The sequence below is a fragment of the Paenibacillus sp. V4I5 genome (assembly GCF_030817255.1).
Taxonomy (GTDB): Bacteria; Bacillota; Bacilli; order Paenibacillales; family NBRC-103111; genus Paenibacillus_E.
The window spans coordinates 7,122,954-7,147,865 of record NZ_JAUSZB010000002.1; the positions used below are offsets into that span (position 1 = coordinate 7,122,954).

Annotated in this window: 17 protein-coding genes; 15 read left to right on the top strand and 2 right to left on the bottom strand. The window is 47.6% G+C overall.

Features of this window, described 5'->3' with window-relative positions; translation table 11 throughout:
* Positions 1-181: 181 nt before the first annotated feature.
* The 10 genes from QFZ78_RS34225 to pdxA all read left to right on the top strand — a co-directional run bounded on the left by QFZ78_RS34225 (position 182) and on the right by pdxA (position 12,827).
* Positions 182-1,696, top strand: a complete 1,515-nt coding sequence (locus tag QFZ78_RS34225; RefSeq protein WP_307553959.1) for an extracellular solute-binding protein — start codon at positions 182-184, stop codon at positions 1,694-1,696.
* 73 nt (positions 1,697-1,769) lie between these two features.
* On the top strand, positions 1,770-2,723 hold the full coding sequence (locus QFZ78_RS34230) for an ABC transporter permease (protein WP_307553961.1): 954 nt from the start codon (positions 1,770-1,772) through the stop codon (positions 2,721-2,723).
* 29 nt (positions 2,724-2,752) lie between these two features.
* Entirely contained in the window at positions 2,753-3,625 is an 873-nt protein-coding gene (locus QFZ78_RS34235; protein WP_307553963.1) for a carbohydrate ABC transporter permease, read from the top strand.
* 21 nt (positions 3,626-3,646) lie between these two features.
* Positions 3,647-5,077 carry a family 43 glycosylhydrolase gene (locus tag QFZ78_RS34240; RefSeq protein ID WP_307553965.1) on the top strand — a complete coding sequence of 477 codons (1,431 nt, stop codon included), beginning with the start codon at positions 3,647-3,649 and terminating at the stop codon, positions 5,075-5,077.
* Positions 5,074-6,168: a hypothetical protein gene (locus QFZ78_RS34245; protein ID WP_307553967.1), complete on the top strand. Its 1,095-nt coding sequence runs from the start codon at positions 5,074-5,076 to the stop codon at positions 6,166-6,168. Before QFZ78_RS34240 ends, QFZ78_RS34245 begins: the two co-directional genes overlap by 4 nt.
* 28 nt (positions 6,169-6,196) lie before the next feature.
* Positions 6,197-7,297 (top strand): glycoside hydrolase family 88/105 protein, encoded by a 1,101-nt coding sequence (locus tag QFZ78_RS34250; RefSeq protein ID WP_307553969.1) that lies wholly within the window; start codon positions 6,197-6,199, stop codon positions 7,295-7,297.
* Between the two features lie 20 nt (positions 7,298-7,317).
* On the top strand, positions 7,318-8,271 hold the full coding sequence (locus tag QFZ78_RS34255) for a pectinesterase family protein (RefSeq protein ID WP_307553971.1): 954 nt from the start codon (positions 7,318-7,320) through the stop codon (positions 8,269-8,271).
* Between the two features lie 179 nt (positions 8,272-8,450).
* Positions 8,451-10,295, top strand: coding sequence for a sigma-54-dependent Fis family transcriptional regulator (locus QFZ78_RS34260; protein ID WP_307553973.1), 1,845 nt, complete (start codon positions 8,451-8,453; stop codon positions 10,293-10,295).
* 223 nt (positions 10,296-10,518) lie between these two features.
* On the top strand, positions 10,519-11,832 hold the full coding sequence (locus QFZ78_RS34265) for a four-carbon acid sugar kinase family protein (RefSeq protein ID WP_307553975.1): 1,314 nt from the start codon (positions 10,519-10,521) through the stop codon (positions 11,830-11,832).
* Positions 11,829-12,827 carry a 4-hydroxythreonine-4-phosphate dehydrogenase PdxA gene (gene pdxA, locus QFZ78_RS34270; protein WP_307553977.1) on the top strand — a complete coding sequence of 333 codons (999 nt, stop codon included), beginning with the start codon at positions 11,829-11,831 and terminating at the stop codon, positions 12,825-12,827. The genes QFZ78_RS34265 and pdxA overlap by 4 nt, the downstream gene beginning before the upstream one ends.
* Before the next feature lie 188 nt (positions 12,828-13,015).
* On the opposite strand, the gene nagA is transcribed toward pdxA, so the two are convergent.
* Positions 13,016-14,161, bottom strand: coding sequence for an N-acetylglucosamine-6-phosphate deacetylase (nagA, locus tag QFZ78_RS34275; RefSeq protein WP_307553979.1), 1,146 nt, complete (start codon positions 14,159-14,161; stop codon positions 13,016-13,018).
* Positions 14,151-14,945 (bottom strand): DeoR/GlpR family DNA-binding transcription regulator, encoded by a 795-nt coding sequence (locus QFZ78_RS34280; RefSeq protein ID WP_307553981.1) that lies wholly within the window; start codon positions 14,943-14,945, stop codon positions 14,151-14,153. Before QFZ78_RS34280 ends, nagA begins: the two co-directional genes overlap by 11 nt.
* 316 nt (positions 14,946-15,261) lie before the next feature.
* On the opposite strand from QFZ78_RS34280, the gene QFZ78_RS34285 reads away from it, so the two are divergent.
* From QFZ78_RS34285 to QFZ78_RS34305, 5 genes are all read left to right on the top strand, one after another.
* Positions 15,262-17,610, top strand: coding sequence for an AraC family transcriptional regulator (locus QFZ78_RS34285; RefSeq protein WP_307553983.1), 2,349 nt, complete (start codon positions 15,262-15,264; stop codon positions 17,608-17,610).
* A gap of 158 nt (positions 17,611-17,768) precedes the next feature.
* Positions 17,769-21,200 (top strand): hypothetical protein, encoded by a 3,432-nt coding sequence (locus tag QFZ78_RS34290; protein ID WP_307553985.1) that lies wholly within the window; start codon positions 17,769-17,771, stop codon positions 21,198-21,200.
* A 157-nt stretch (positions 21,201-21,357) separates the two neighbouring features.
* Entirely contained in the window at positions 21,358-22,344 is a 987-nt protein-coding gene (locus QFZ78_RS34295) for an ABC transporter permease (RefSeq protein WP_373460139.1), read from the top strand.
* An 18-nt stretch (positions 22,345-22,362) separates the two neighbouring features.
* Entirely contained in the window at positions 22,363-23,250 is an 888-nt protein-coding gene (locus QFZ78_RS34300; protein WP_307553987.1) for a carbohydrate ABC transporter permease, read from the top strand.
* A gap of 62 nt (positions 23,251-23,312) precedes the next feature.
* Positions 23,313-24,911, top strand: coding sequence for an ABC transporter substrate-binding protein (locus tag QFZ78_RS34305; RefSeq protein ID WP_307553989.1), 1,599 nt, complete (start codon positions 23,313-23,315; stop codon positions 24,909-24,911).
* The last annotated feature ends 1 nt before the right edge of the window (position 24,912 follow it).

Here is a 24,912-nt window from a genome sequence, read left to right on the forward strand (position 1 = left end):
TCCCTTAAATAGGACTGGATGGCAATAATCACTTCAAATCAAAAATAATCATCAGATTATAAAAGATCAAGTATCGCCTGTAATATCACAGACAAATCTCATGATTATATACGTAATCTGCGCTTCTCATTATGATTAAGCCATCAACATCCATCAACACCAATTCAAGGAGGTCCACAAGATGACAAAGAAGAAAGTCGCCATTATCCTTTCCGCACTGACGGCAGTTTCCATGCTGGCCGGATGCGCCAGTAAAACAGACACAGGTTCCGAAGCAGCGAAAGCAACAAGTGAAGCACCGAAGGGTCCTGTCAAGATCAGTATCATGGCCGATTTGCAAACAACCGAGGTTCCTTCCGATAAGCTTGAGAAGGTTCTTGAGCAAAAAACAAATTCGGAACTGGACATTCAATGGGTACCGGACGGTTCTTATGATGAAAAGTTCCAAGCTGCATTTGCAACGGGCTCCCTCCCCCAGGTTGTTTACTTGAAGAACGCGGCTTCCTTTATCCTCATGCGCGATGCCATCAAGAATAACCAGTTTTGGGAAGTCGGTCCTTACTTGAAGGATTATCCGAACCTCAAGAGCTTGAATCAGAAAATCCTTAATAATACAGCCGTTAGCGGGAAAATTTACTCTCTGTACCAGGAAAGACAACCGGCTCGCGCTGGCTTGATCTACCGGAAAGACTGGGCCGATAAGCTTGGACTCTCCGCGCCAAAAACGGTAGACGAACTATACAACATGCTGAAAAAGTTCAAAGAAGCGGATTTGGCCGGCGGCGGCAAAACGATCCCTATCTCAGACCGTAACGATTTAGTGTACGGCGCCTTCAAAACACTCTCCATGTATTTCGGAACACCGAACGGCTGGGGAACTCAAGACGGCAAGCTCGTTCCTGAATTCATGACCAAGGGATATACGGACACGATGAAGTTTATGAAAAAGCTCCGCGATGAAGGCCTGATCAACCAGGACTTCCCGGTTACGAGCAAAACGGATCAGCAGAACCTGATGTACACCGGCCGCTCAGGACTATATATCGGGACGATGGGCGATGTCAAAGGCTTCCAAGAGAAAACGATGAAAAACATACCGGAAGCGCAGTACGAGGTAACCAATGACATTCAGGGCGTTGACGGCAAGAACATTACTTGGGGGCTTTCTGGCTACGGAACTGTTGTGCTTTTCCCGAAATCTTCCGTTAAATCCGAACAGGAATTGAAGAACATCCTTGGTGTCATGGATAAATTCTACTCTCCTGAAATAGCCGATCTACTCAAATACGGTCTCAAGGACGAGCATTATACGTTGAAAGACGGCAAAGTAGTCCCTTCCACGGACAGCAAGCTGATTGAGAAGGAAGTAAGACCTTATCTGAACATGGCGCTGTACGAGACAACAAACATAACACCTAGCTTCTACGCTCTGCCTGCTCTTGAGAAGGCAAACAATCTTGCAAATGAAGCTGTTAAATTTATGGTAACGGACCCATCCGTATCTCTTGACTCCAAAACGTTCAATGAAAAGGGTGCCCGGCTCCAGGATCAAATTAAAGACGCTACGTACCAGTTCATCATGAACAAAATTGACGAGGCAGGCTTCCAGTCGGCAGTGAAGAAGTGGCAAAATGACGGCGGTCAAAAAATCATCGACGAGTTCAACGAGCAGTTCAAAAATAACGGTGGAAAATAATCAGCGTTAAAAGGTGGAGGCTGCTGAATGACTCAGCGGCCTTATCTTTCAACAAGGAAGGAAGGCCCACATCATGAACCATATAGCTGCTCGGTCTGAGCTGACATCAGTCCCAAAGGCGAAAAACCCGTTCTGGAAAAGGGTTCTCCGGAACAAATTTATTTATCTTATGGTTTTACCAGGCTTTTTATATTTTATTATTTTCAAATATATCCCCATGGCTGGACTCGTCATCGCATTCCAAGACTATCAGCCTTACAAAGGTTTTTTGGGAAGTGAGTGGGTTGGGCTGGAACACTTTCGTCGGTTGTTTACCGATCCTGGGTTTTGGCAGATATTTAAGAACACACTGATTGTGTTCGTGGTCAATATCGTGTTCTATTTCCCAATACCCATTATTCTATCGGTCATGCTGAATGAAGTAGCGAATGGTTACTTTAAACGGCTTGTTCAGACGATCGTTTATATTCCACATTTTCTTTCATGGGTCATTATTGTATCCATCTCTTTCGTCATGTTGACCATGGACGGAGGGATAATTAACGAAATTATGGTTATTCTCGGCTTACAGCCTGTCAACTTCCTTATGAACTCGGAATGGTTTTATCCCATGTATGTTCTGCAAGTGATATGGAGAGAAGCGGGTTGGGGAACCATCGTTTTCCTAGCAGCAATGGCGTCTATTGACCCGGGCCTTTATGAGGCGGCACGTATGGACGGAGCCGGCCGATTCCGGCAAATCTGGCACATCACGCTCCCTGGCATCCGCAATGTCATTGTGGTGCTGTTGATTCTCAAAATCGGAAATGTGCTGGATACCAGCTTTGAACATATCTATCTGATCCTCAACTCCATGAATAAAGACGTGGCGGAGATTCTGGATACGTTTGTATATACGGCAGGATTAAAACAAGGGCAGTTCAGCTTCAGTACCGCCGTCGGCTTGTTCAAATCTGTCATCGGCTTTGCCCTCGTGGTAGGATCCAACTGGCTGGCGAAGAAATTCGGCGAAGACGGTGTTTATTAAGAACCGCTACATATGAAGGAGGACTAACTATGGTTACAGATAAAACATTCGCCGGCAAGATGTTTGATCTTTTCAACATCCTTTTGCTTAGCCTTATCGCTATTTTGATGCTGCTTCCGTTCCTTCACGTGGTAATGGGGTCGTTTACGACTGCGGAAGAGATGGCACGCAAACCGTTTGTCCTGTTCCCGACCGTTTTTACTTTTGATTCCTATCGATATATTTTTTCAACGAACACACTGTTCAAAGCCATGGGGGTATCCATCGGCGTTACCGTCGTGGGCACGCTGATCAGCATGATTCTCACTTCAATGATGGCCTATGGCCTTACGAGAAGGGATTTGGATGGCCGCAAAACGATGAATCTGATGATTGTGTTCACGATGCTGTTCCACGGCGGCTTGATTCCTTCCTTTCTGATCGTGAAGAACCTTGGATTAATCGATACTTATATGTCTTTAATTCTTCCTGGAGCGATCAGCGCTTTCAACCTGATTATATTACGGAGTTTCTTCCAGGGCTTGCCTGACGGGGTAGAGGAATCGGCCAAGATCGACGGCTGCGGGGATTTCGGCATACTATTCCGGATCGTTCTGCCTCTATCGATGCCGGCTCTGGCTACGATTTCTTTGTTCTACGCTGTCAACTACTGGAACTCTTACTTCGGGGCGATTATGTTCATGAATGATGCGGACAAATGGCCGATTCAAGTTCTGCTGCGCCAAATTGTAATTGCGGCAAGCGGCATGGCGGCTGATACGAGCAACGAGTTCGTCAAGCCGCCGGAGCAAACGATAAAAATGGCCGTTATTGTGGTTTCCACTTTGCCGATCCTTATTGTTTATCCGTTCCTACAGAAATATTTCGCTAAAGGCGCTTTAGTAGGCTCCGTTAAGGGGTAATTGAATTGGAGGCTGTCATTGATGAAGCAAAAAAGCGCTTATCCTTTGCAGGCAATGAGAGGCAACTACGCGGATCCATCAGTTATTCGAGTCGGCCGTGATTATTATATGACGCATACCTCTTACAAGTATTTGCCGGGGCTGCTGATTTGGCATTCCCGGGATTTAATCAATTGGAAGCCGGTTTCAGCTGCTCTTCGTCAGTATATCGGGGATGTTTGGGCGCCTGATTTTGCAGAGCATAATGGAACTTATTATATCTATTTCCCCGCAAACCGGACGAATTGGGTAATCACAGCACCGTCGCCATTAGGACCATGGAGCGATCCCATCGATCTTAATATCAAGGGCATCGATCCGGGACATCTTGCTGCACCGGACGGCAAGCGGTATCTGCATCTCTCCGGCGGGGATTTTGTAGAGTTGGCACCGGACGGTCAGTCCGTGATAGGATCGCCAAGACATGTCTACGATGGTTGGAAATACCCGGAGGATTGGGTGGTGGAAGCCTTCAGTTTAGAGGGTCCTAAAGTGACATACCGGGAAGGGTACTATTATTTAACCGTTGCAGAGGGAGGGACGGCGGGTCCGCCTACCGGCCATATGGCCGTATCGTCACGATCTGTTAACCCTTGGGGGCCTTGGGAGCATTCGCCTTACAATCCGATCGTAAGAACGTTATCTCGGAACGAAATTTGGTGGTCCAAAGGACACGCTTCTTTGATCGATACCCCGGATGGGGATTGGTGGGTGGTCTATCACGGTTATCTGAACAGCTTCCATACATTAGGCCGGCAAACGCTGATTGAGCCAGTCGAGTTTACGGAGGATGGTTGGTTTAAACCATCAGGTACGGCAATGAAGATGCGGTCGAAACCGGATAGCGGAATGCCGATGGAGGACGACTTTACCGGGACAGAGTTGGGGCTTCAGTGGCAGTGCAACGGCCATCCTCCGGAGGAGCGTTTTCGGGTTTCAGAAGGAACTCTTATTACAGCCGGCCGGAAGGAAAAAGAAGAGGGTTCGCCACTTTTGTATATGCCGGGTGACGAGAGCTATGAGGTCACGATAGAAATTGCCGCGACCGATGAGGCGGAGGGTCGGCTCGTACTTTACTATAACGATGAAGCCCAGCTCGGTCTGGGAGTTACGACGTCCGGAGTCCGTCATTTCCGCAGCTTCAAGAACTACAGGTCCATCCCGGTGCAGGGGAGCAGCACCTTATTACGTATTCGCAATGATCATCATATCGTTTCCTTCCATTACAGCGAGGACGGTATGATTTGGAATCAGTATGACAAAACGGTGGATGCCTCCGGACTTCATCATAATACGCTGGGCGGATTCCTAAGCTTACGAATAGGACTCGATGCCGTAGGTAACGGAACGGTGATATTCCGTCGATTCCGATACCGGCCGATCGGTCGAAAGAGTGGGGAGGATTTGCGTTGAACCGAAGCATCGAGAATATTTTAAAGGAAATGGATGGGGTATTCGAAGGTTTTTTTACATGGCTGGAAGGACAGTACGACGAGACAACAGGGGGCTTCTTCTATGCCCGAAGCTCTAAGGAATCAGGAACATTCACGCCTGACATTGAGTCTACGTCGCAGGCCGTCAATATTATGGAGCGCTGCGGGATTTTGGAGAAACTGAGTCCGGAACGCAAAGAACGTATGGTACGCTTTTATCAAGCGAAGCAGGATCCAACGTCCGGGAATTTCTATGATGAAGACCCTAACATGCGATTGGACGATGTTATGGTGGGCCGGGGCATCGGCTACAGCCTTCATTCCATGGCTAAACTTGGAGGGGCTCCGCTTTACCCCCTATCGAAGGAGCGGCAAGCTTCTCCTGAATATATGAAGTCCCCAAAAGCTTACGGAGAATGGCTTCGAAGCATTAGTCTAGCCAACAGTTGGCGTGGATGCGATCGGCTTTGTAATTCAGCCCCGTACCTTGGACAATTGACGAAAGAGGAGCGGGAGCCGTTTCTGAAGGAGGCACTTGGCTATTTCGATTCCATTCAGGACAGCCATACAGGGCTATGGGGAGAGGGGGACTGGTATGTCCGGATTTCGGGGACCTTCAAGCTTCATACTTTTTATAACAGGTTTCAAATTCCTCTTCCGCGGGTCAGGGAAATGTATCAAAGCATCCAATATTCACTTCGAAACGACGATGCCAAAGATATGTGTTATATCCGCAATCCTATTAATCTTCTGTCTTCTATGAAGCTGAAAGTTCCGGCTGAGGACATGCGAGAAATAACTGAAATCACACTGGCCAATATGATTAGACTGAAGCAGAGTGACTGCGGATTCTCCAGAGAGCTTGGTCATTCTCCCATTGCGCCTAATGTGGCGCAGGTGAAAGCAGAGGAATTTTATCCCGATATGCCGATCGCCGTTCCACTGGGATTGGGGCTCGCCGAGGGAGATATGAATGCGGGAACGCAGGCGATTCTCATTCGGTGGTTATGCCATGAGCTAGCCGGATTGAAACCGAAGCCGCTTCCCGTTCTTACACGATTATTCGAATAATTGCTGCTCGAAAGGAGCTTTACCTATCATGAGTCTTATGAAAGATACGTTACCGCAAACGCCCGTCGAGTGGGCTAAAGCCGCCTGTGATTCCTTGATGACCAAATTTAAACCCGAGGAGCTGCCGCCTGCCAAAAGGTGGCATTATCATGCGGGTATTTTTTTATACGGAATGATGCAGGTCTGGGAAAAAACAGGGGATGACGTATACCTGAACTATCCAAAGGGTTATGTCGATTCTCTCGTGGATTCGAATGGAAATTTTTTCTTTGCCCGAGATGAACTGGATGCCATTATGGCCGGTTTGCTTCTGTTTACGTTGGATGAAGAATTTGATGATCGGCGGTATCGGGTGGCGGCGGAAAAGCTGCGTCAGCTGTTCAACACCTTGAACCGAACAACGGAGGGAGCCTTTTGGCACAAGGATAAATATCCTTACCAGATGTGGCTGGACGGCCTGTACATGGGTGGCGTCTTTGCAGTCATCTATGCACGGAAGTACGGAGATCTACAGCTGATAGAAATGGTGCTTGACTGGGAACATTTAATGCGAAAGCATATGTCGGATGAGCGTACTGGGCTTCTGTATCATGCTTGGGATGAGAGTCGACAGTTTCCTTGGGCGAATCCAGATACCGGGTGTTCTCCTGAGTTTTGGGGTAGGTCTCTTGGTTGGTATGGGATGGCGCTGGTTGATTTCCTTGACGAATTACCGGCGGATCATCCCGGCCGGGAGAAATTGGGGCAGGTGCTGCAGCGCTTCGTTCACGGTCTAATCAGATTTCAAGATGAGAAGACGGGGTTATGGTATCAGGTAGTGGATAAAGGGGATCGGCCAGACAATTGGTTGGAAACCTCGTGCAGCAGTTTGTTCGTTTATACCATTTCTAAAGCGTATCAGCACGGATGTGTGGATGAAACTGCCTTGGAAGCTGCGCGCCAAGGATTCCGTGGTTTGACGGAGCGGGTTTATTTTGATGAAGAGGGTCGTCTTGTCGTACCGGACATTTGTATAGGTACTTCGGCAGGCGACTATCAAAATTATATTTCCCGTCCGGTAAGTGAAAACGACCTTCATGGAATGGGCGCCTTTATTCTGGCCTGTGCGGCCATGGACGGCTTAGTTTAAAGGAACAAGAGGAGAGAAACATGGACAAACTCATAGTGGATGCCGGCGGCGGCGGCCATTTTCGAACTGTTCAGGAAGCGATCAACGCTGTGCCTGACCATTCGGAGAATCGTACTGTTATCTATATCCGCAAGGGGATATACCGGGAGAAGCTTATAGTCCCACAGAGCAAACGGAATCTTACCTTGCTTGGTGAAAGCCAGCAAGAGACGGTGTTGGTATATGGCGACTACGCACGCATGAAGGATGCCGAGGGACAGGAGATCGGCACCTTCAAGAGCTGCAGCATGTACATTTATGCAGATCTGTTTCAGGCGGAGAACCTGACGATAAGCAATGATGCGGGCTGTGGGGATATTGTGGGTCAGGCGGTTGCCTTGCATTCGGAGGGAGACAAAGCCGTCTTCCGCAGGATCCGCTTGCTAGGCCGTCAGGATACCCTGTATACACCTGGGAACGGACGGCATTATTTCGTGGATTCCTATATTGAAGGAACGGTAGACTTTATTTTCGGTTCGGCGACGGTCGTTTTTGAACGCTGCGAAATTCGAAGCATAATCCGTACCGGCGATGAAATGAACGGCTTGAATCCGAAAACCGGCTATATTACCGCATCGAATGCACCCGAAGGACAGTCTTACGGATATGTATTTCTGAACTGCTCGTTGACGGGAGCCGCTCCCGAGCACAGCGTTTTCCTAGGCAGGCCTTGGCGGGCTTATGCACATGTCTTGTTTCTCCGATGTGATATGGAGAAGCATATTCATCCGGATGGCTGGAATAACTGGCGTGATCCCGCACGAGAGCTGACGGCCCGTTACGGGGAATACGGCAGCAAGGGGCCGGGAGCCGACCCGGAGAGCCGGGTACGTTGGTCACGGCATCTTACAAAAGCGGAGGCAGATGCAATTACTGTACAGACTGTGCTCAGCGGCATAGACAGCTGGGATCCGGAGGGGGAACTCCATCCATGAGGGCCGCAATTCATATTTACTTAGCAGGAGATTCGACAATGTGCTGCTACGATGAATCCGTCGCACCATAGGCGGGCTGGGGAACGATAATACAAAAGGCTACTCTATCTAAGGGTGGCCTTTTGTATTATAATTTCAGAAAAAGTGTTTCATTATGAAACGATTAAGGGGTGCAGGAGATGAAAATTAACGTTTTAGCCATAGCTCCCTACGTTGGGTTAAGAGATCTTTTGCTCGAGATGGTGCAGGAAGAAACAGCTATTCACATGGATGTGGAAGTGGCTGACCTGCAGGAGGCCATACCGCTAGTGCAGCTTGCTGAAGAACGCGGTTACAATATGATCGTAAGTCGCGGAGGCACGGCCAGCCTGATTCGCCAGCATTCTTCCCTTCCAGTAGTGGATATCCCTGTATCTGGTTACGATATTTTACGAGTGTTAACGCTCGTTAGGAAAGCAAACTCCAAAGTAGCCATCATCGGTTTTCCTAACATATGTAAAGCTGTGTCAGAGGTGTCAAGTCTATTAGAGTTTAAAATCCCTACATTTTCTATCGGGGACCCGTCGGAGGTAAAGAGTGCGCTGCGGCAAGCTTTTCAATCTGATGTGAAAATCGTACTGGGCGACGCCGTTACGGTACGTGCCGCGCAGGAGATGGGTTATCATGGGATCTTGATTACTTCGGGACGAGAATCGGTAAGCGACATGTTTCAAGAAGTGAGTAGAGTCTTTGATGTATATAGACGAGGGCAAGAAAAGGTGATGTTTTATCGGGAAATATTGGATAACGACGCAAGGGCTATCTTTGCTTTGGATCAAAAGAAGAACGTGACATATATAAATAAGGCAGCAGGTAACATGATAGGCGGAAAGCCGGAAGAAGATGTGTGCGGTAGCAGTATACAATTGCTTTTTCCTGTCCTATATAAATTAATTCAACAATTTGAAGAAACGCCGGGCACTAAGGACCTGCTGCAGCAATTCCTTCACGTGAACGACCAGCAATATAAAGTCAGCGTCACGGCTCATGGAACAGTAGGCCCTTTTCATTACTTGGTTAGCCTAGATTCCATTGAAAATTGGAGAAATGAGCGAAGATTTGCGGCTTATATCCCTTCAAGGATCACAACCTTTAATCAGTTAGTCGGTTCGAGTTCTATCCTCAAGAAAACGATATTACGGGCTAGTAAGTATGCACAAACCGACCGTAATGTTTGGATTTCAGGGGAGAAGGGAACGGGCAAGTCTATGTTTGCCCAAGCAATTCATTCCGCAAGCAAGCGGCATGATCTGGGTTTTTATATGATTTCGTGCGAGGAGATGACGGAACAGGAATTGGATGGTTTGTTAATGGGCACCAAAGAGGAGCTTAGTTTGCCGGAAACAGGTTTCGCGGGGACCTTATATCTGAATAATGTGGACAGGCTAGATCGTGTAGCGCAAGATAAATGGCTCCAAGTCGTTAAACACTATAAGAGCATCCGCTTTGTAGCATCCTCTTCGACCACATTGAACCGACTGAGAAGCAGGGCTGATGTTAACCATGATCTCATTATGGCTCTTAGTGAACTTCATTTTACGATCCCTCCGCTGAGAGAACGTGTGGAGGATTTGGATGAGATTGTAAGAGTGATCATTGCCTCATATAACTCACAATCAGGCAAGCAGATCGTAGGTTTTCGCGATTCGGCGATGGATGAACTAATGCAATATCATTGGGCGGGCAATCTGCGTGAACTAGTAAACGCAATTCATGAAATGCTTATATTAACCAAAGGAAATTATGTTGAATCCAAAGAAGCAGCGTTGGTGATTGATCGGTATAGGCAATCTGCGAACCTGAACATAGCGACGGCTTCCACACAAATAGATCTAAGAGGAACTATGGAGGAAATTGAACGGCGAATCATCACGCATGTCCTTCAGGAGGAAGGAATGAACCAGTCCCAAACTTGTAAAAGGTTGGGCATCAACCGCACAACGTTGTGGAGAAAGTTAAATAAAGCGTTGAATAATGAAACGTAATTGCTATTGAGTGATCGATAGGATCTTTATATAATAGAAATGTAGCGCTTAAAAAATGCATGATGTGTTTCAAAATGAAACAAAAAAATAGAGGTAACACTTGTGAGAATTAAGGTGACCATTGAACGAATCCCTGGCGGTATGATGATTATCAACGATAGACTTCAAAGATACTCCGTATATTTTGAAAAAGGGCGGCACACTTTTAGAAGGAGGTAGGAAAGTGGAACGGATATCCATTATTGCAGATGATTTGACGGGCGCATCGGACTCTGGTGTCCAATTTGCCAGAAACGGGTTGAAGACGCAGGTTATCTTTGATTGGATGTCTATTTCGGACGTAGACAATGAAATAGATGTCATTGTAATTGATACGGACAGCCGCTCCATAGCGGGAGAGATGGCCTATCAAAGAGCCAAAAGCGCTGCACTCGCCCTAAAGGATAAGGGCTTTACTTGGATTTATAAAAAAATGGACTCGACACTTAGAGGTAACATTGGACAGGAAATCAAAGGCGTCATGGATGCTTTCGGTTTTGAGGCAGCTTTTATCGCACCTGCATTTCCGAGAATTGGTCGAGCGACAGTGAATGGGATTCACTATTTGAATGGGATTCCTATTCATGAGACGGAAATGGCAAGAGATCCGAAGACTCCAGTACCGGATTCGGACATCGCACGTATCCTCCTTAAACAATCAGGGAAGAGTTGTGCCAATATTGATTTATCCTTGCTGCATGACGGTCTAGATTCGGTGAGCCACTATATTAAGGACGCAATAAAGAACAACACGAAATTGTTCGTTTTCGATGCTGAAACCGACGAGGACCTGAAACGCATCGCCGCACTTATTCAATCATTCGGCTCCCGAGTTCTCTGGGTAGGATCTGCAGGTTTAACAGAGTTTCTGTTACCGATGGATCGTCCTCAGAAACAAGAAAATCATCACAAAAAACCATCTGCGCAAGGACCCGTAATGTTGGTTGCCGGCAGTATATCGAATATTACTCGCGAGCAAGTAGCGGAAGTCAACCAACAAGCGAATGTGACAGCATTAGAAATGAACCCGCTCGCAGCCATTGGTACACCTGAAGTGAGAGATCAAGAAATTGAAAGTTGCCTAGCTAAATTACTGTCCGCCCTTTCCGAAGGGAAGGATGTTTCTTTGCACGCAGGTACTTCGCCTGAGCAGGTAAACGCAGCAAGAGAAAAAGGGGCAGAACTAGGATTAGAGCCTTCGGACGTATCCAATCGTATCGCAGACACTCTAGGGGTCATTACAAGCAAAGTTGTTTCAGCCGTGCCGCTCAAGGGACTCGTACTGACTGGTGGCGATACGGCCAAGGCGGTCTGCAGAAACTTAGGCGTACATGGTATTGAACTGCAAAATGAAGTGGAGCCAGGCATTCCTTACGGAACGTTGCTTGGAGGGGATTGTTTGGCGACGGTGACCAAAGCTGGAGCTTTTGGAAACAAAAAGTCTTTATTACATGCCATGCAATTTATCCATCTTGAGAAAGGGGAGAAACAGAAATGACGAAACCGGTCATTGGTATTACTATGGGGGATGGAGCAGGTGTCGGTCCCGAGATCATTATGAAGGCATTGGGGGATAAGGATGTCTACGAAGGCTGTCGCCCATTCGTCATTGGAGATGCCAAAATTTTGGAGCGAGCAGGACACGTTGTCCAGAGTCAGCTGCAAATTCGTTCGATATCGTCCCTATCGGAGGCGAAGTATGCTTTTGGAGTTGTGGACTGTTTGGATTTAAATCTGCTGCCTGCCGACCTGCCTTTCGGTCAGGTTTCGGCCGAAGCGGGACACGCTGCTTTTATGTACTTGAAGCAAGCAATCGAGATGGCTAATGAAGGACAAATCGATGCCATTTGTACAGCTCCCTTGAATAAAGCAGCTCTGCATAAGAGCGGTCACATTTATCCTGGCCATACCGAGATTTTAGCTGAATTAACGGGTACGCAAGATTTTGCTATGATGCTATCGGCACCTAAGCTGAAGGTCATTCATGTGACAACCCACATAGGTATTATTGATGCTGTCAAAATGATTGAACCGCAGCGCGTATATAATGTGATTCGCATGGCTTATGAAACACTCCAAAAGGCGGGATATGTGAACCCGCGAATTGCCGTGTGTGGCATAAACCCTCATGCCGGAGAAAATGGTTTGTTCGGATACGGTGAAGAGGATGAGAAGATCGTCCCAGCAGTGGAGCGTGCGCAAAAAGAAGGAATTCAAGTCCAAGGACCGCTCCCGGCAGATACGCTCTTTTTCAGAACGACAAGAGGGGACTTTGATATTGTGGTTGCTATGTATCATGACCAAGGGCATGGTCCTGTCAAAGTGCTTGGGTTAGAAGCAGGGGTCAATATTACTGTAGGATTACCGATTATTCGTACCAGTGTCGATCATGGAACGGCTTTCGATATTGCCGGCAAAGGGGTAGCCGACGAGCAGAGCATGAAGGAAGCTCTGCGTCAGGCGATCGAATTGGCACCGAAACGTAACAATTAAGCTATAGCATAACCCTAAGCTGAGCTTAATCCCAGAAATGTTCATATGTAAAAAACCCCCGGTGGGGGTTTTTGTGTTGCAGACAGCGAGGAATCGCACGGAGATATAATCGTGCTCCTGATTCATTGAATCTAGTTTCCAAACGCAAACTGTGAAGGACAGCTGCTTAGAGGGAATTTACCCAAACATTAGATGATATGACCCCTAATCATTGTCCATTGCACTTGGAATTGTTCATTTAACAAGACAAGATCAGCGTCAAAGCCCTTGGTGATTCTGCCTAGGGTATTAAGGCTTAATATTCGTGCAGGTGTGGTTGAAGCCATTTGAACCGCGTCTTTTAAAGGAATGCCGGTTTCAATGGTTAGACGCAGTGCCTCATTCATCGTAACCGTACTGGAGGCTAAAGTCCCATCCTCTAGTCGAGCTACACCGTCGGAAACCGTAACATGATGGCCGCCGAACACATAATTCCCATCACCAAGTCCCATGGCTTGTAAAGCATCTGTGATAAGTACCATGCCATCGGGTCCTTTCAGACGATGCATCATTCGAACGATTGCAGGATGCAAATGAATGCCATCCACAATCGCTTGGAGGCTTACATGTTCTTCTTCAAAAGCGGCTACAACCAGACCTGGATCACGATGATGAATCGGACGCATGCCATTGAAACAATGCGTTACGTGACTCGCTCCGGCCTCGAAGGCTTGCTTTGCTTCCTCGTAGGTGGCATCCGAATGCGCAACGGCGATGATGACGCCCTTTTCTTTCAGAAAAGAGATGAGCTCCATCCCGCCAGGTAATTCGGGGGCTATTGTAACCATCTTAATCAGTCCATTTGCTTCGTTAAAAATCTCTTGCATTTCAGTAAGATTCGGATGTCGTAAAAACCGTTCATTCTGCATACCTTTACGCTTCGGATTCAGGTAAGGACCCTCTAGATGAAGCCCGGCAATTTTGGCCCCGACTTCATGCCCGATTACACGTTTCACACTACGAATCATGGTTAGTAATTCTTCAATTGTAGAGCTAACAGAGGTAACCAGAAACGAAGTGCAGCCCGTTTCAGCACAAGCCCGCGAAACCTCCTGAATACTCTGTTCACTGCCATCCATCATATCGAACCCGTTAGCACCGTGGATATGCACATCGATCATGCCAGGTATCAATAAATGTCCTTGGCCATCTATACGTTCATATTCGCCCACCGGAAGAGAAGAAAGACCACTCTCTAGCTTTTCAATAATTCCGTTTCTTATCCAAAGTGTGGCAGGTAGAACAAGGTCGTCTGGTTGAACCACGTTTACGTTGTGCAAAATTTTAAGACTCATCTTTGTTATCCTCCTCATCTTTGTCTTTCTCTTCACATTGAATAATCGCTATATTTTTATGATGGAGTACTTCTTTTATTTCGTTAGGCACCTCTTGATCGGTAATCAAAATATCCACAAAGTCAAAATCTAAACGATAAACCGATTTGCTTGTAAACTTCGTGAAATCTGCTACGACGATTACCTGATCCGATCTGCGGGCCATCTCTTTTTTTACAGAAACATCATCTTCGTAAGGAAAGTAAAGCCCATCAGCTTGTATAGCTGTAGCTCCGATAAATGCCTTATCAGCTCTTAATTCTCTTAACTTATCAATGACGGAAGGTCCATATAATAACCGATTTTTGGTATGTAAATAGCCGCCTAGCACATAAACTTGCAGATCTTCCCGACCTGAGAGAATCCCTACAATGTCTATGGAGTGTGTGACAGCCGTAATATTTTTAGCTGAAATTTGTTCTGCTACAGATTGTACTGTAGTTGATACGTCCAAAATGACTGTTTCCCGATCTTGAACTAGTTTAGCTGCGATCTTCCCTATTTTTCTTTTACTGTCTGTTTCGTCAATTAAACGTTCCTGATAGGTGGCTATTTCCTTCTTCAATTGAGGCAAAGCGACGCCTCCATGTGTACGAATGACGACCCCTTCTTGTACTAATTTAACAATATCTCTTCGGGCTGTATCCCTAGAAACATCTAGAAGAGAGCAGATATCCATAACACTCATCGCATGGTGTTCTTTAATATAGTCGAGTATTTTCAGTAATCGTTCTTCTTGATACATCATCATCACCTCTTATAAGTAAGTTTATCATGAATTTTAAGTGTATAAAAGTAATTTTTAAGTATTTGTAAGTATTTCAAAGTCATTTGCTGCGCGAGCAGCACGACTATTTCAACTTGCCTAGCTTATTTGTTTAGTCGAGGCAATAGATGCCACTTCTAAAAAAAGAACAGTTTTGTCTATAAAAACTTCATTCATTGAAAATTAAGTGGTGATATGCTATGAGAAGATGGCAGCGATTTCATTATTTCTAGAAAACTATTCCCGTATAATATTAATTCGACAAATGTTACAATAAGGCCGGGGGGGAAAGAATATGATCAGTTACATCAAGTCGTTCATGCGCAACAAAAACTTTCTGATCCGGATTGTTTCGTCTTATGTTCTTTTCGGACTGCTGGTCATTGTGGTCTTGACGTTAGTTATTACTTCTAAAGTTTCAAGGAATTTGACTGATGAAATCAATCGCTCCGCGGATCGCTCCGTCGAGCAGTCATATAATGCGGCGAACATTTTGCTGAACTCAATGTATGAAAATTTTGCTAGCGCTTTCCAGAACACTGATGTACAGTACGGTTTTTATAACGTGGATTTCAATACAACTGAATTGGGAAGAATAGGCAGCAAGTTGTATGAACTCAGCAATACGAATCCATTGATACACTCGATTTATTTGTTAAATTATCAAAAAAAACTCGTTTTCTCATCTATATCTACTGTTCAGACCTTTGACGATTTCTACGATCCAGGAATGATTCAGCTGCTGGGTAATTTACAGGTGAATAAATCCGGCATATTTTTTTCGCGCCATATTCAGCATGACATCAACGGGCGAAAGTATGACAAAGATCTGGTCTCCATTGTTTATTTGAACTCAATCGGGAAGAATGCGAACGGCGCTATGGTATTGAATCTGGATCAGCAAATCTTGCAGAGAATGGTCATGAACGGGGCGGGCAGCAGTTCTTTTCAAACGATGATTCTGAACAAGCAAGGTACGGTCATTTCGCATACGGACAGTGCTATGATCAACTCGAATTTGTCCGATCAAAGCTATGTGCAGGGAATCAGCGCTTCGAGCGAGCCCAGAGGCACCATTGAAATGACGAAGGACGGCCAAAGCTACCGCATCTCTTATATCAAATCCGACAGCTTGGGCTGGACCTTCATAGGCGTTATCGATTATGAGAGTCTCCTCCGCAATGTGAAGGAAATGAAGCGGTATATTTTATTGGTAACTGGTGTCCTGCTATTGACCGTGATCGGGCTCGGGGGCTTCTTTACCCGCCTCATTTACGGTCCGATTCATCGTCTGATCCGAAGCGTTCGCGACTCTTCCTCGGATTCATGGGAGAGGCAACCCGTTTCTGAGCTGGACTTGCTGAGTGGGACATTTGCTTATTTGGAGAATAAAATTCAGGATTTGCAAACCAGTGTCACGGACTATCATTCTGCGAAACGCAATGAAGTGCTGCGGCTGTTGACATCCGGCAGCCTGACGGACGATGCCGGAATAGCCCGTAAGCTCAATCAAGTAGGCATCGCATTCGAATATCCTCAATTTCTCGTATGTTTGCTACGAATCGACTCCTTTCGCAGCCTGCAGAATGCCTATAAGCAAACGGATATTTCTTTGTTCAAATATGCGGTTTCCAATATCGCCGTTGAGCTTGGATCGAACACGTTCCGGACGGTCTGCTTCGATTGCGGGGAGGATGAGATTGCGCTAATCGCCAATATCCCGGAGGATATGACGAATGCGGACCAACGACTTGCAGCCGCGCTTCAGGACATTCAGACGAATGTACGCAAATATTTGAAGCTGTCGATTTCCGCAGCATCGGGTACGTTTGTTCATAGTTTAGCGCAGGTCAAACTATCCTGGAGCGCCGCCTATGACGCCTCACGATACAGAATTGTGCTTGGACCGGGTTGTTTGATAGGCCAAGATTTTCCGGAAACACGAGAACCGCTGCAGGAAAGTCATGTCATGTTGTTGGAGAAACAAGTGACTGACAGCATGAAACTGGGGGATTTGGGGAAGACAAGAGCGGCTGTTGGTGAGTTTATTGCTAATGTGCGGACGGCTTCATTCGACGAGATGATGCTGGTGTTTACCCAGTTGCTGATCGCGATCGTACGGATTTCCAAATCGATGGGAGCGGCCGATCATGAAGAGGCCCGTATGGACATCGGCTCCCTTAGCAAGCAGTTATATTTGATGGAGACGATGGAAGAGATCGAGCAGTGGTACTTAAACATATGCGAGAATTCGATCAGCCAGAGAGACCAGCAATCGCTGCAGAAGAACAAATGGATTGTCGACAAAGTGATCCAGTATATTCATGAAAATTACAGCTCCCCAGGCTTGACCGTTGATACGCTTGTGGAGGTCGGAGGATTATCGACCAATTACATGCGCAAAGTGTTCAAAGATATTGTAGGTCAAACGATGACCGTCTATTTGACGGAGTACCGATTCACGAAAGCGAAGGAGCTGCTGATTCAGACGGATTTGCCGGCGAACAGGATCGGCGAGATGGTAGGATTCGAGAACACGAATTATTTCTATGTGTCGTTCAAGAAGCACTGCGGCAAAACCCCCGACCATTTCCGCAAGCAATCGAAATATAGCATGATAGATGAAAGTAAAATTAACATTTAATGAAAGTGGTTGGATTTTAAAGCTTTGAATCGTTGCCGATCGTTTATTATGATCGAAACTTGAACTATGACTGGGCCTTGAGCTCGACTACGATAAGAGTCGAGCCCAAGGCCCAGTTGTATTTATTTCTAACATAACGATTCGGAAGGCGTGATTGAATGACAAAGACTATAGAGAATCTCTCCTTATGGACAGGGATGAGCGGATCCGATATGGATTATTCTCTTCTAAGCCATGAGGCGGAGGCGATCTTCGAATACGATAAGGCACAGGATTGGCGGCCATGGGACGCTCTTTCGTTAGAAGTCTATCTCCCTAAGAATACGACGGCCCTTCTGACGTTCCGCATTTATCCGATCTCTATCGGCAGACCGGAATATATTCCTTATACAATGGCTGCTGCGGCAGTGAGCGGCGAAGGCTGGACCTCGATTGAGGTATCGTTCGATCAATTCGATTATTCCCATGCTACACCCGCATTTTGGCGCATGGTCAGCAGAGTCGGCGTGAAGGCACATTTCTTGAATGGCGGGCAAGCGGATGAGATTCAGGTCAGAAGGCTTCGGCTGAAGACGCTAGGTCGGATTTCCTTACATGCGCAGCAGCTGTCCCGATCGGCTGAACCGGGAGAAACCGTCGTCTATGACCTGACGGTCCGCAATGAAACGGACGAAACGCAGGCTGTAGCTCTCGGCTTGGAACGTTACGGGTACGAATCTATGGAGTTGCTGCTCGAACCGAAGCTTCTTCTGCTCGGTCCCGGACAATCGGGCATGGCATCGCTGCAGGCGGCCGTTCACGATGGAGTAGCTCCGGGCGGGTTTGAGAAACATGACGTAACTGCAATACCGAACGGCAATGCCAATTACGCCAAGCGACAGACCTTATACACCGTACGAAAGCTCCGCCATCCTTATATCATTCACACGGAAGCCGGATGGGAGCAGGTCAAGCGAAATGCAAAGGTCTACGATTGGGCGATGAGAGAGCTGGACAATTATATCCGGATGGCGGAGGAATGGGTTGTCCCCGAGGCGCAGGGAGCTGGGAAGCCTCATGCCTTCGACCTGTCGCAGAGATTTAAGCTACATGCGGCGGGCGTGGCATGGAAGCTGACAGGACGCGCGGATTTGCTCGAAAAGGCGGTACTGTTTCTACGGCGATTCGCAGATCCTTTGACCGGATACCCGGCTACGGATGCTCCGGTACTACACATCTATGCCTCCCGCGAAGAGAGGGCATTGCCGACTCCTGGAGCAGTCAAGGTAAGTACCGGCGGGCTCATACATGAAGGAGAAATGATGTTGGACATCGCTTCCATCTATGACTTGGTCTACGATGCGGAATGCTGGACGGAAGAAGACCGTCGTAGGATCGAGGCGGCGTTCCGACTCTTTATCGAGAAGGTCGATTGGATGATCACCGACGGGGATACGAATAATATTCCTTCCGGTGGCATGGTCGGTGCGTTCCTGTGCAGCTTAGTCATTCAAGACATGCATTGGATTCAGCGCTTTCTCCACGGACCGGGCGGTTTCGTTGATATGGTGGGAACCGGGGTCATGGATGACGGCTGGTATTTTGAAGGGGCAACTAACTATGTCGTCTTGTTCGCTGATATGTTTACGCGCTTGGTTCAGGCCTGCGAGCCTTGGGGTCTTAATCTGAAAAACTGGAGTGTGCCGCCCTCCTACCAAAGGAATGCCATGCTTTCTCCTTGGTCTATGCCGAACGAGAAGCCCTTTCTCGGCATGTCCTTCGAAAAATTCGGGCCTGTTCGCCGTAATTACAGATCGGTGCGCGACGTCTGGGATGCGATGCTGCCTTTCATCGACGACCGCGGCATTCTGTTCGGCGCCAACGACTCTACGGCGAAGGATATGGTGAAGTGGTACGATCTGGCTTATTATGTTTGGCGCGAACCGAAATATACATCGGTACTTCGCAATGCGAACAGGCGCGATTTGATCTACGGAGTCGGGGAATTGCCCGAGCCGCCGGAAAGCCATGACGAACGATCCGTATATGCCGACAACGTCGGATTGGCTATGCTGCGCTCCCGTAAACCGAATGTTGCGCCTTCCTCACAGATCCAGGCTGTTGTGAAATATGGCAGTCACGGCGGTTATCATGGACACTTCGACCGTATGGGACTGGCCGCTTTGATGCGGCATGGCAGAAACGCATACGGCCCGCTCGCTTCTTGGTTCGGCTATCATTCGTTTATGTTCAAGATGTGGGTGCAGGCTTCCGTGTCCCACAATATGGTCGTTGTCGATCAGCGTATGCAGGAGCCGGTACCATCGGAGCGTCTGTTGTTCTACAGCGGCTCGATGCTGAACGTTTGTGCCGTCGAGACGTCGGCGAGGTGGAGCGATCCGCCGTACGGAGGCCAGACGCCGTACCCCGAGACGTTCCCAGAGGAACGGGGTCTAATCGAAGGCCGCGATGTTCCGGTTCCCTCCATCGCTCGGAAGCAGGGAGATATCGGGACGTATTCGGAGCCGGTTCTGCAGCGCAGGCTGGTCGCGGTGACGGATGATTACGTCATCGTAGCGGACTACCTGCGGGGGGAAGAAACGCATACGTTCGACTGCCTTCATCATTATCAGGGCTTCCATGACCTTACGTCAGAGCGGAAGCGGCACATTTGCCATACGGGCCAAATGAACGACGATCCTTACGGCGCCTGCCAGTTCATAACCGACTGCGATTGGTATGAATGCGAAGCTCCTGTGCAAATCCGTTTTTCCCATCAATACGACCGGGTAAAGGACGATAGTGACGGCCGCCACGCCATGTACAATGAAAATGGCCCTATGAATCTCCATGTGCATTCGCTATGGCCGCGCCAGCAGAAGGTTATGACCGGTTGGTATGCAGAGGCCGACCAGATCAACAAAACGATAAGCTACAAGGTTTCAGGAGACGGAGTAAAGCTGGCGGAAGGACGTTTCGGCGCCTGGATATTGGGGAAAAGAAGCGTACAAATTGATCTTTCGGGCGTGAAGGAGCTTAAACTGCAGATCGAAACGGATCGAGCAGCCAAGAAAACCGTCTTCTGGGGAGACCCCTTTGTGCTGACAAAGGACGGCCGCCGGATTCACCTCTCCGAATTGCCTGCTCGTTACGACAATGTAGATCGCGGGAACGGCATCGGAATCGATTACTATGGAGGTCCTGTGCATCTGGTAGGGGAGAACTATGATGGTGCGCTGCCGTTCGAGCCGCTAGATTCTGGGCGGCCGGCCGAAGCTGTATTCGACTTGAACGGTCTCGATGTCGTCAGCTTCGAGGGGACTATCGGTGGCGATTATCCGCTAGGCAACGATGCCGCTCGCAGGAAAACCGTGAGTGTCCGCAGCGTCGGCAAAGAAGCGTACTTCCTGACGATTCTTGAACCGCACGAAGGAGATTCGGCAATTGTATCTGCTGAAGCTTCCTCGCCGGGAGAACTGACAGTTCGTCTCGCTAACGGACGGACTCAAGTGTTGTCGATCCGAGGCCTGGAAGGGGACAGGGAAGGCATTCACGTTCATGCCCGGGAGCTTGTAAACGGCATTATCGTGCGGGAGGAAACAGCGGAATGAACACTAAATCGTTACGATTCGACCAAAGTAGTGAGATTTTACACCCTGATTTGATGAGCAATTAATGATTTTATACGAAATCCAAACTTTCGCCGGACCAACAATGATCCTATAGTAAGGGTATTGTTCGAGATGAGATAAAGTAGGAGGGGACAGAATGAACGAAACTATATCGTCGGCAGTACGCCCTGAATACACAGGCAGCCGCAGCAAGAAAAATCGCGGAGTCGTCGGGCGCTTCTTTTATGAACTGCTCCGCAATAAATTTATGTACGCTTTAGCCCTTCCCGGGATAATATGGTTCTTTGTATTCGCTTATCTTCCAATGGGAGGCATTGTTATTGCTTTCCAGGACTTCAAAGTGGTAAAGGGGATAACGGGCAGCAAGTTCGTCGGATTTAAAAATTTTGAGTTTTTCTTTCGATCAAGCGATTGGATCAAGGTAGTGAGCAACACGTTGTATCTAAATATTTTATTTATTGTGATAGGAACAATTGCCGCCGTAGCCATTGCAATCATGGTGACGGAAATCGGCGGGAAGATGTTCAAGAAAGTATCGCAGTCGGTGATGATCTTTCCTCACTTCCTGTCATGGACGGTTGTGGCCATGTTTATGACCGCATTCGTCGCGACGGATGGAGGCTTTATCAACCAATTTCTCGGGGTTTTCGGTATCGCGCCGATCACTTTCTTGTCGTCGCCGCAATATTGGCCCGTCATTCTGGTGCTGCTGAAAATTTGGCATGGCGCAGGATTCGGCTCCATCATCTACATGGCCACAATTGCCGGAATCAACCCAGAGATTTACGAATCCGCTTCGATGGACGGTGCCAGCCGCGGGCAGAAAATTCGCTTCATTACGTTGCCGTTATTAAAACCGACGATTATCTTGCTGACCATCCTTGCGGTAGGCGGCATATTCAACGGCGATTTCGGCTTGATTTATGCGATTATCGGACGTAACCCGATGCTGTACCCAACAACGGACGTCATTGATACTTATGTATTCCGCGCCTTGATGGACCTTGGAGATTTGGGGATGTCGGCCGCAGTTGGCTTTTTACAATCGTTCATCGGATTCGTGCTTGTCATAACCGTCAATGCTGCCGCCAAGAAAGCGGCGCCGGATTCCGCCATTTTCTAGCAGGAAGGGAGTTTTAGAATGATCAAGGAAAGTATACCAGATAAGCTGCTCAAAGCGGCATTTTACGTCATCATCGCTGTCTTTTCAGTGTATTGTCTCGTTCCGTTCTATGCCGTTGTGGCCAACTCATTTACTTTAGAGTCTGAAATTGTAAGGAACGGGTATATGCTGTTGCCCAAGAAATTCAGTCTGGAAGCCTACAAGCTGATTTTTCAAGACAATACCATCTACAGAGCTTACGGCGTGACAATGTTCGTTACATTAGTCGGCACGGCATTGTCAATGCTGTTCACCTGCGCATTGTCCTACGCCATCTCATCGAAAGCGGTAAAGTACCGTAATGCAATCGCTTTCTACGTCTATTTCACGATGCTGTTCCATGGCGGCTTGGTTACCTCCTATCTGCTCATATCCAAATATTTGGGCATGAAGGATTCGATTTGGGTGCTGATTATTCCCAGTATGATTAGTGCATGGAACATGTTTCTGCTGCGGAATTTCTTCGCTACCATTGACGAATCGCTCTCGGAATCCGCCAAGATTGACGGAGCCAACGATGCCTATATTTTGTTCCGCATCATTTTGCCGATTTCGCTTCCCGCAATCGCAACGATTGGGCTGTTCTATGCGTTAGGATACTGGAACAATTGGTTTAACGCGCTTCTCTACATTAATGACTCGGATAAGTATCCGCTGCAATATTTGATTCAGCGCATCATGAACAATTTGGATTATATCAACCAGGTGTCTCCGAACGCCAACGTAAACATTCCGAATTACGTTGCTCCAGCGATAACAGTTCGATTGGCAACGACGATCGTGACGATTGGTCCGATCATTCTCCTGTATCCGTTTCTTCAGAAATATTTTGTCAAAGGCTTAATGGTTGGCGCAGTTAAAGGCTAAAAACGCCTATTTGGCGGTTTAGTATAGATGAATTAAAGATAATAAAGGGAGGAATAACAAACATGAAAACGAAAAGAATCTCAGTTGCACTCCTTGCACTAACCGTACTCGGGGCAACGGCATGCAGCAACAGTGAGCAGAATCAGGCAAGTCCAGCCGTGAACGGCTCTGGAACGCAACCGGCGCTGGCGCCGGTTACGTTGAAGGGAATGTTGTTCGGCGATCAGCCGAAGGACTTACAGCTGGTATTCGACGAATTTGAGAAGCGGACGAAGGATACCCTGAATACGAAGCTCAACATTCAATGGAATCCGATCAGCGATCATAAACAGAAGGTTAAGCTGATGATGGCCGCCGGCGAAGAGATGGATTTTGTTTTCGAGGCCGATTTTATAAGTCTGAAGGAGCTTGTGCCGCAGGGCGCCTATGCCCAACTCGACAAATACTTCAATAATGATGCGTATCCGGGTCTCAAGAAAGCGTTTCCGCCGGAATTTGTAGAATCGAACAAGCGGTTCGACGGACACCTGTACACGATTCCGTTCACGCAATATTTCTATGATATTCCTGTCGTCTACCTGCGCAAAGACCTGCGCGAGAAATACGGACTTCCGCCGATCAACAGCTACGACGATCTGCAGAAATTTTATGATAAGGTGCTGGAGAACGACAAAGGTATAACACCGCTTGCATTGCGCGGCAATAGAGGGTTCCAGGAAATTTTTCAAGGAGAAACTCCTGAGCTGCCGAATGTGGCGCAAGTCTTGGGGGGGCTCCCATCTATTGTGAAATTATCTGATGATTTGAAGAAAGTTGAGACCATTGTCTCGGTAGGCGATCCAGCATCGGAGTGGGCCAAGCTGCCAGCGCCTTACAATACGCCTAAGACTGCATTCCCTCATTTAGATAAGTGGGCGGAGTGGAGCAAATACTTGGAAAAGGACGTCGTCAGCCAGAAGGATGATTTGGGTTACTTCATGTCCGGCAAAGCAGCATCTTATTATTCAACCTTGAACGCTTTCGCAAAAGACAGGAAGAAGCTGAGGGATACGATCCCTGGAGCGGATTTGGAAATGTTCGTGCTCAAAACGAAAGTTCGGGAGATGAAGCCGCATGCAATCGGTGTGGACTATGTATCGAACAACTCTGTTGCGATCCCGGCCACTTCTAAAAATATCGACAGAACGATGAAGTTCTTTGACGCGGTGTTCAGCAGCAGAGAAAATCACGATCTGCTTGAATACGGCATACCGGGCAAGCATTGGGAAGCGGTTGGCGACAATCAGATCAAATTGCTCGACGAAGCGAAAAATTACAATTTCCCTGGCTATGAGCTCACATGGAATCCTTCGATGATCCGTCTGAGCACCGATCTGGACGAAAATACGAAAAAGTATTACGAATATTCAGCGAAACCGGATACGTATTATACGCCGACGCTGAAAAAATTCAAGTTCGACAATACCGCCGTTAAATCGGAAAGCGCCAACATTGCTTCCAAAGTTGATCCATTCATCCAACTTCTCAAGACAGGTCAAATCAAGGATTGGGAAGTGCAAATGGCCAAGCTGAAGGTCGAGCTGGATGCGCTTGGCGGTGACAAAATCGGCGCTGAATCGAAGAAGCAAATTCAAGCTTACCTCGACAAGGGCGGCAAGTAAT

Excerpts from the sequence above, each read along its gene's own strand:
- QFZ78_RS34225 (WP_307553959.1), top strand. The coding sequence starts at position 182 with ATGACAAAGAAGAAAGTCGCCATTATCCTTTCCGCACTGACGGCAGTT.
- QFZ78_RS34230 (WP_307553961.1), top strand. The coding sequence starts at position 1,770 with ATGAACCATATAGCTGCTCGGTCTGAGCTGACATCAGTCCCAAAGGCG.
- QFZ78_RS34235 (WP_307553963.1), top strand. The coding sequence starts at position 2,753 with ATGGTTACAGATAAAACATTCGCCGGCAAGATGTTTGATCTTTTCAAC.
- QFZ78_RS34240 (WP_307553965.1), top strand. The coding sequence starts at position 3,647 with ATGAAGCAAAAAAGCGCTTATCCTTTGCAGGCAATGAGAGGCAACTAC.
- QFZ78_RS34250 (WP_307553969.1), top strand. The coding sequence starts at position 6,197 with ATGAGTCTTATGAAAGATACGTTACCGCAAACGCCCGTCGAGTGGGCT.
- QFZ78_RS34255 (WP_307553971.1), top strand. The coding sequence starts at position 7,318 with ATGGACAAACTCATAGTGGATGCCGGCGGCGGCGGCCATTTTCGAACT.
- QFZ78_RS34260 (WP_307553973.1), top strand. The coding sequence starts at position 8,451 with ATGAAAATTAACGTTTTAGCCATAGCTCCCTACGTTGGGTTAAGAGAT.
- pdxA (WP_307553977.1), top strand. The coding sequence starts at position 11,829 with ATGACGAAACCGGTCATTGGTATTACTATGGGGGATGGAGCAGGTGTC.
- nagA (WP_307553979.1), bottom strand. The coding sequence starts at position 14,161 with ATGAGTCTTAAAATTTTGCACAACGTAAACGTGGTTCAACCAGACGAC.
- QFZ78_RS34280 (WP_307553981.1), bottom strand. The coding sequence starts at position 14,945 with ATGTATCAAGAAGAACGATTACTGAAAATACTCGACTATATTAAAGAA.
- QFZ78_RS34285 (WP_307553983.1), top strand. The coding sequence starts at position 15,262 with ATGATCAGTTACATCAAGTCGTTCATGCGCAACAAAAACTTTCTGATC.
- QFZ78_RS34290 (WP_307553985.1), top strand. The coding sequence starts at position 17,769 with ATGACAAAGACTATAGAGAATCTCTCCTTATGGACAGGGATGAGCGGA.
- QFZ78_RS34295 (WP_373460139.1), top strand. The coding sequence starts at position 21,358 with ATGAACGAAACTATATCGTCGGCAGTACGCCCTGAATACACAGGCAGC.
- QFZ78_RS34300 (WP_307553987.1), top strand. The coding sequence starts at position 22,363 with ATGATCAAGGAAAGTATACCAGATAAGCTGCTCAAAGCGGCATTTTAC.
- QFZ78_RS34305 (WP_307553989.1), top strand. The coding sequence starts at position 23,313 with ATGAAAACGAAAAGAATCTCAGTTGCACTCCTTGCACTAACCGTACTC.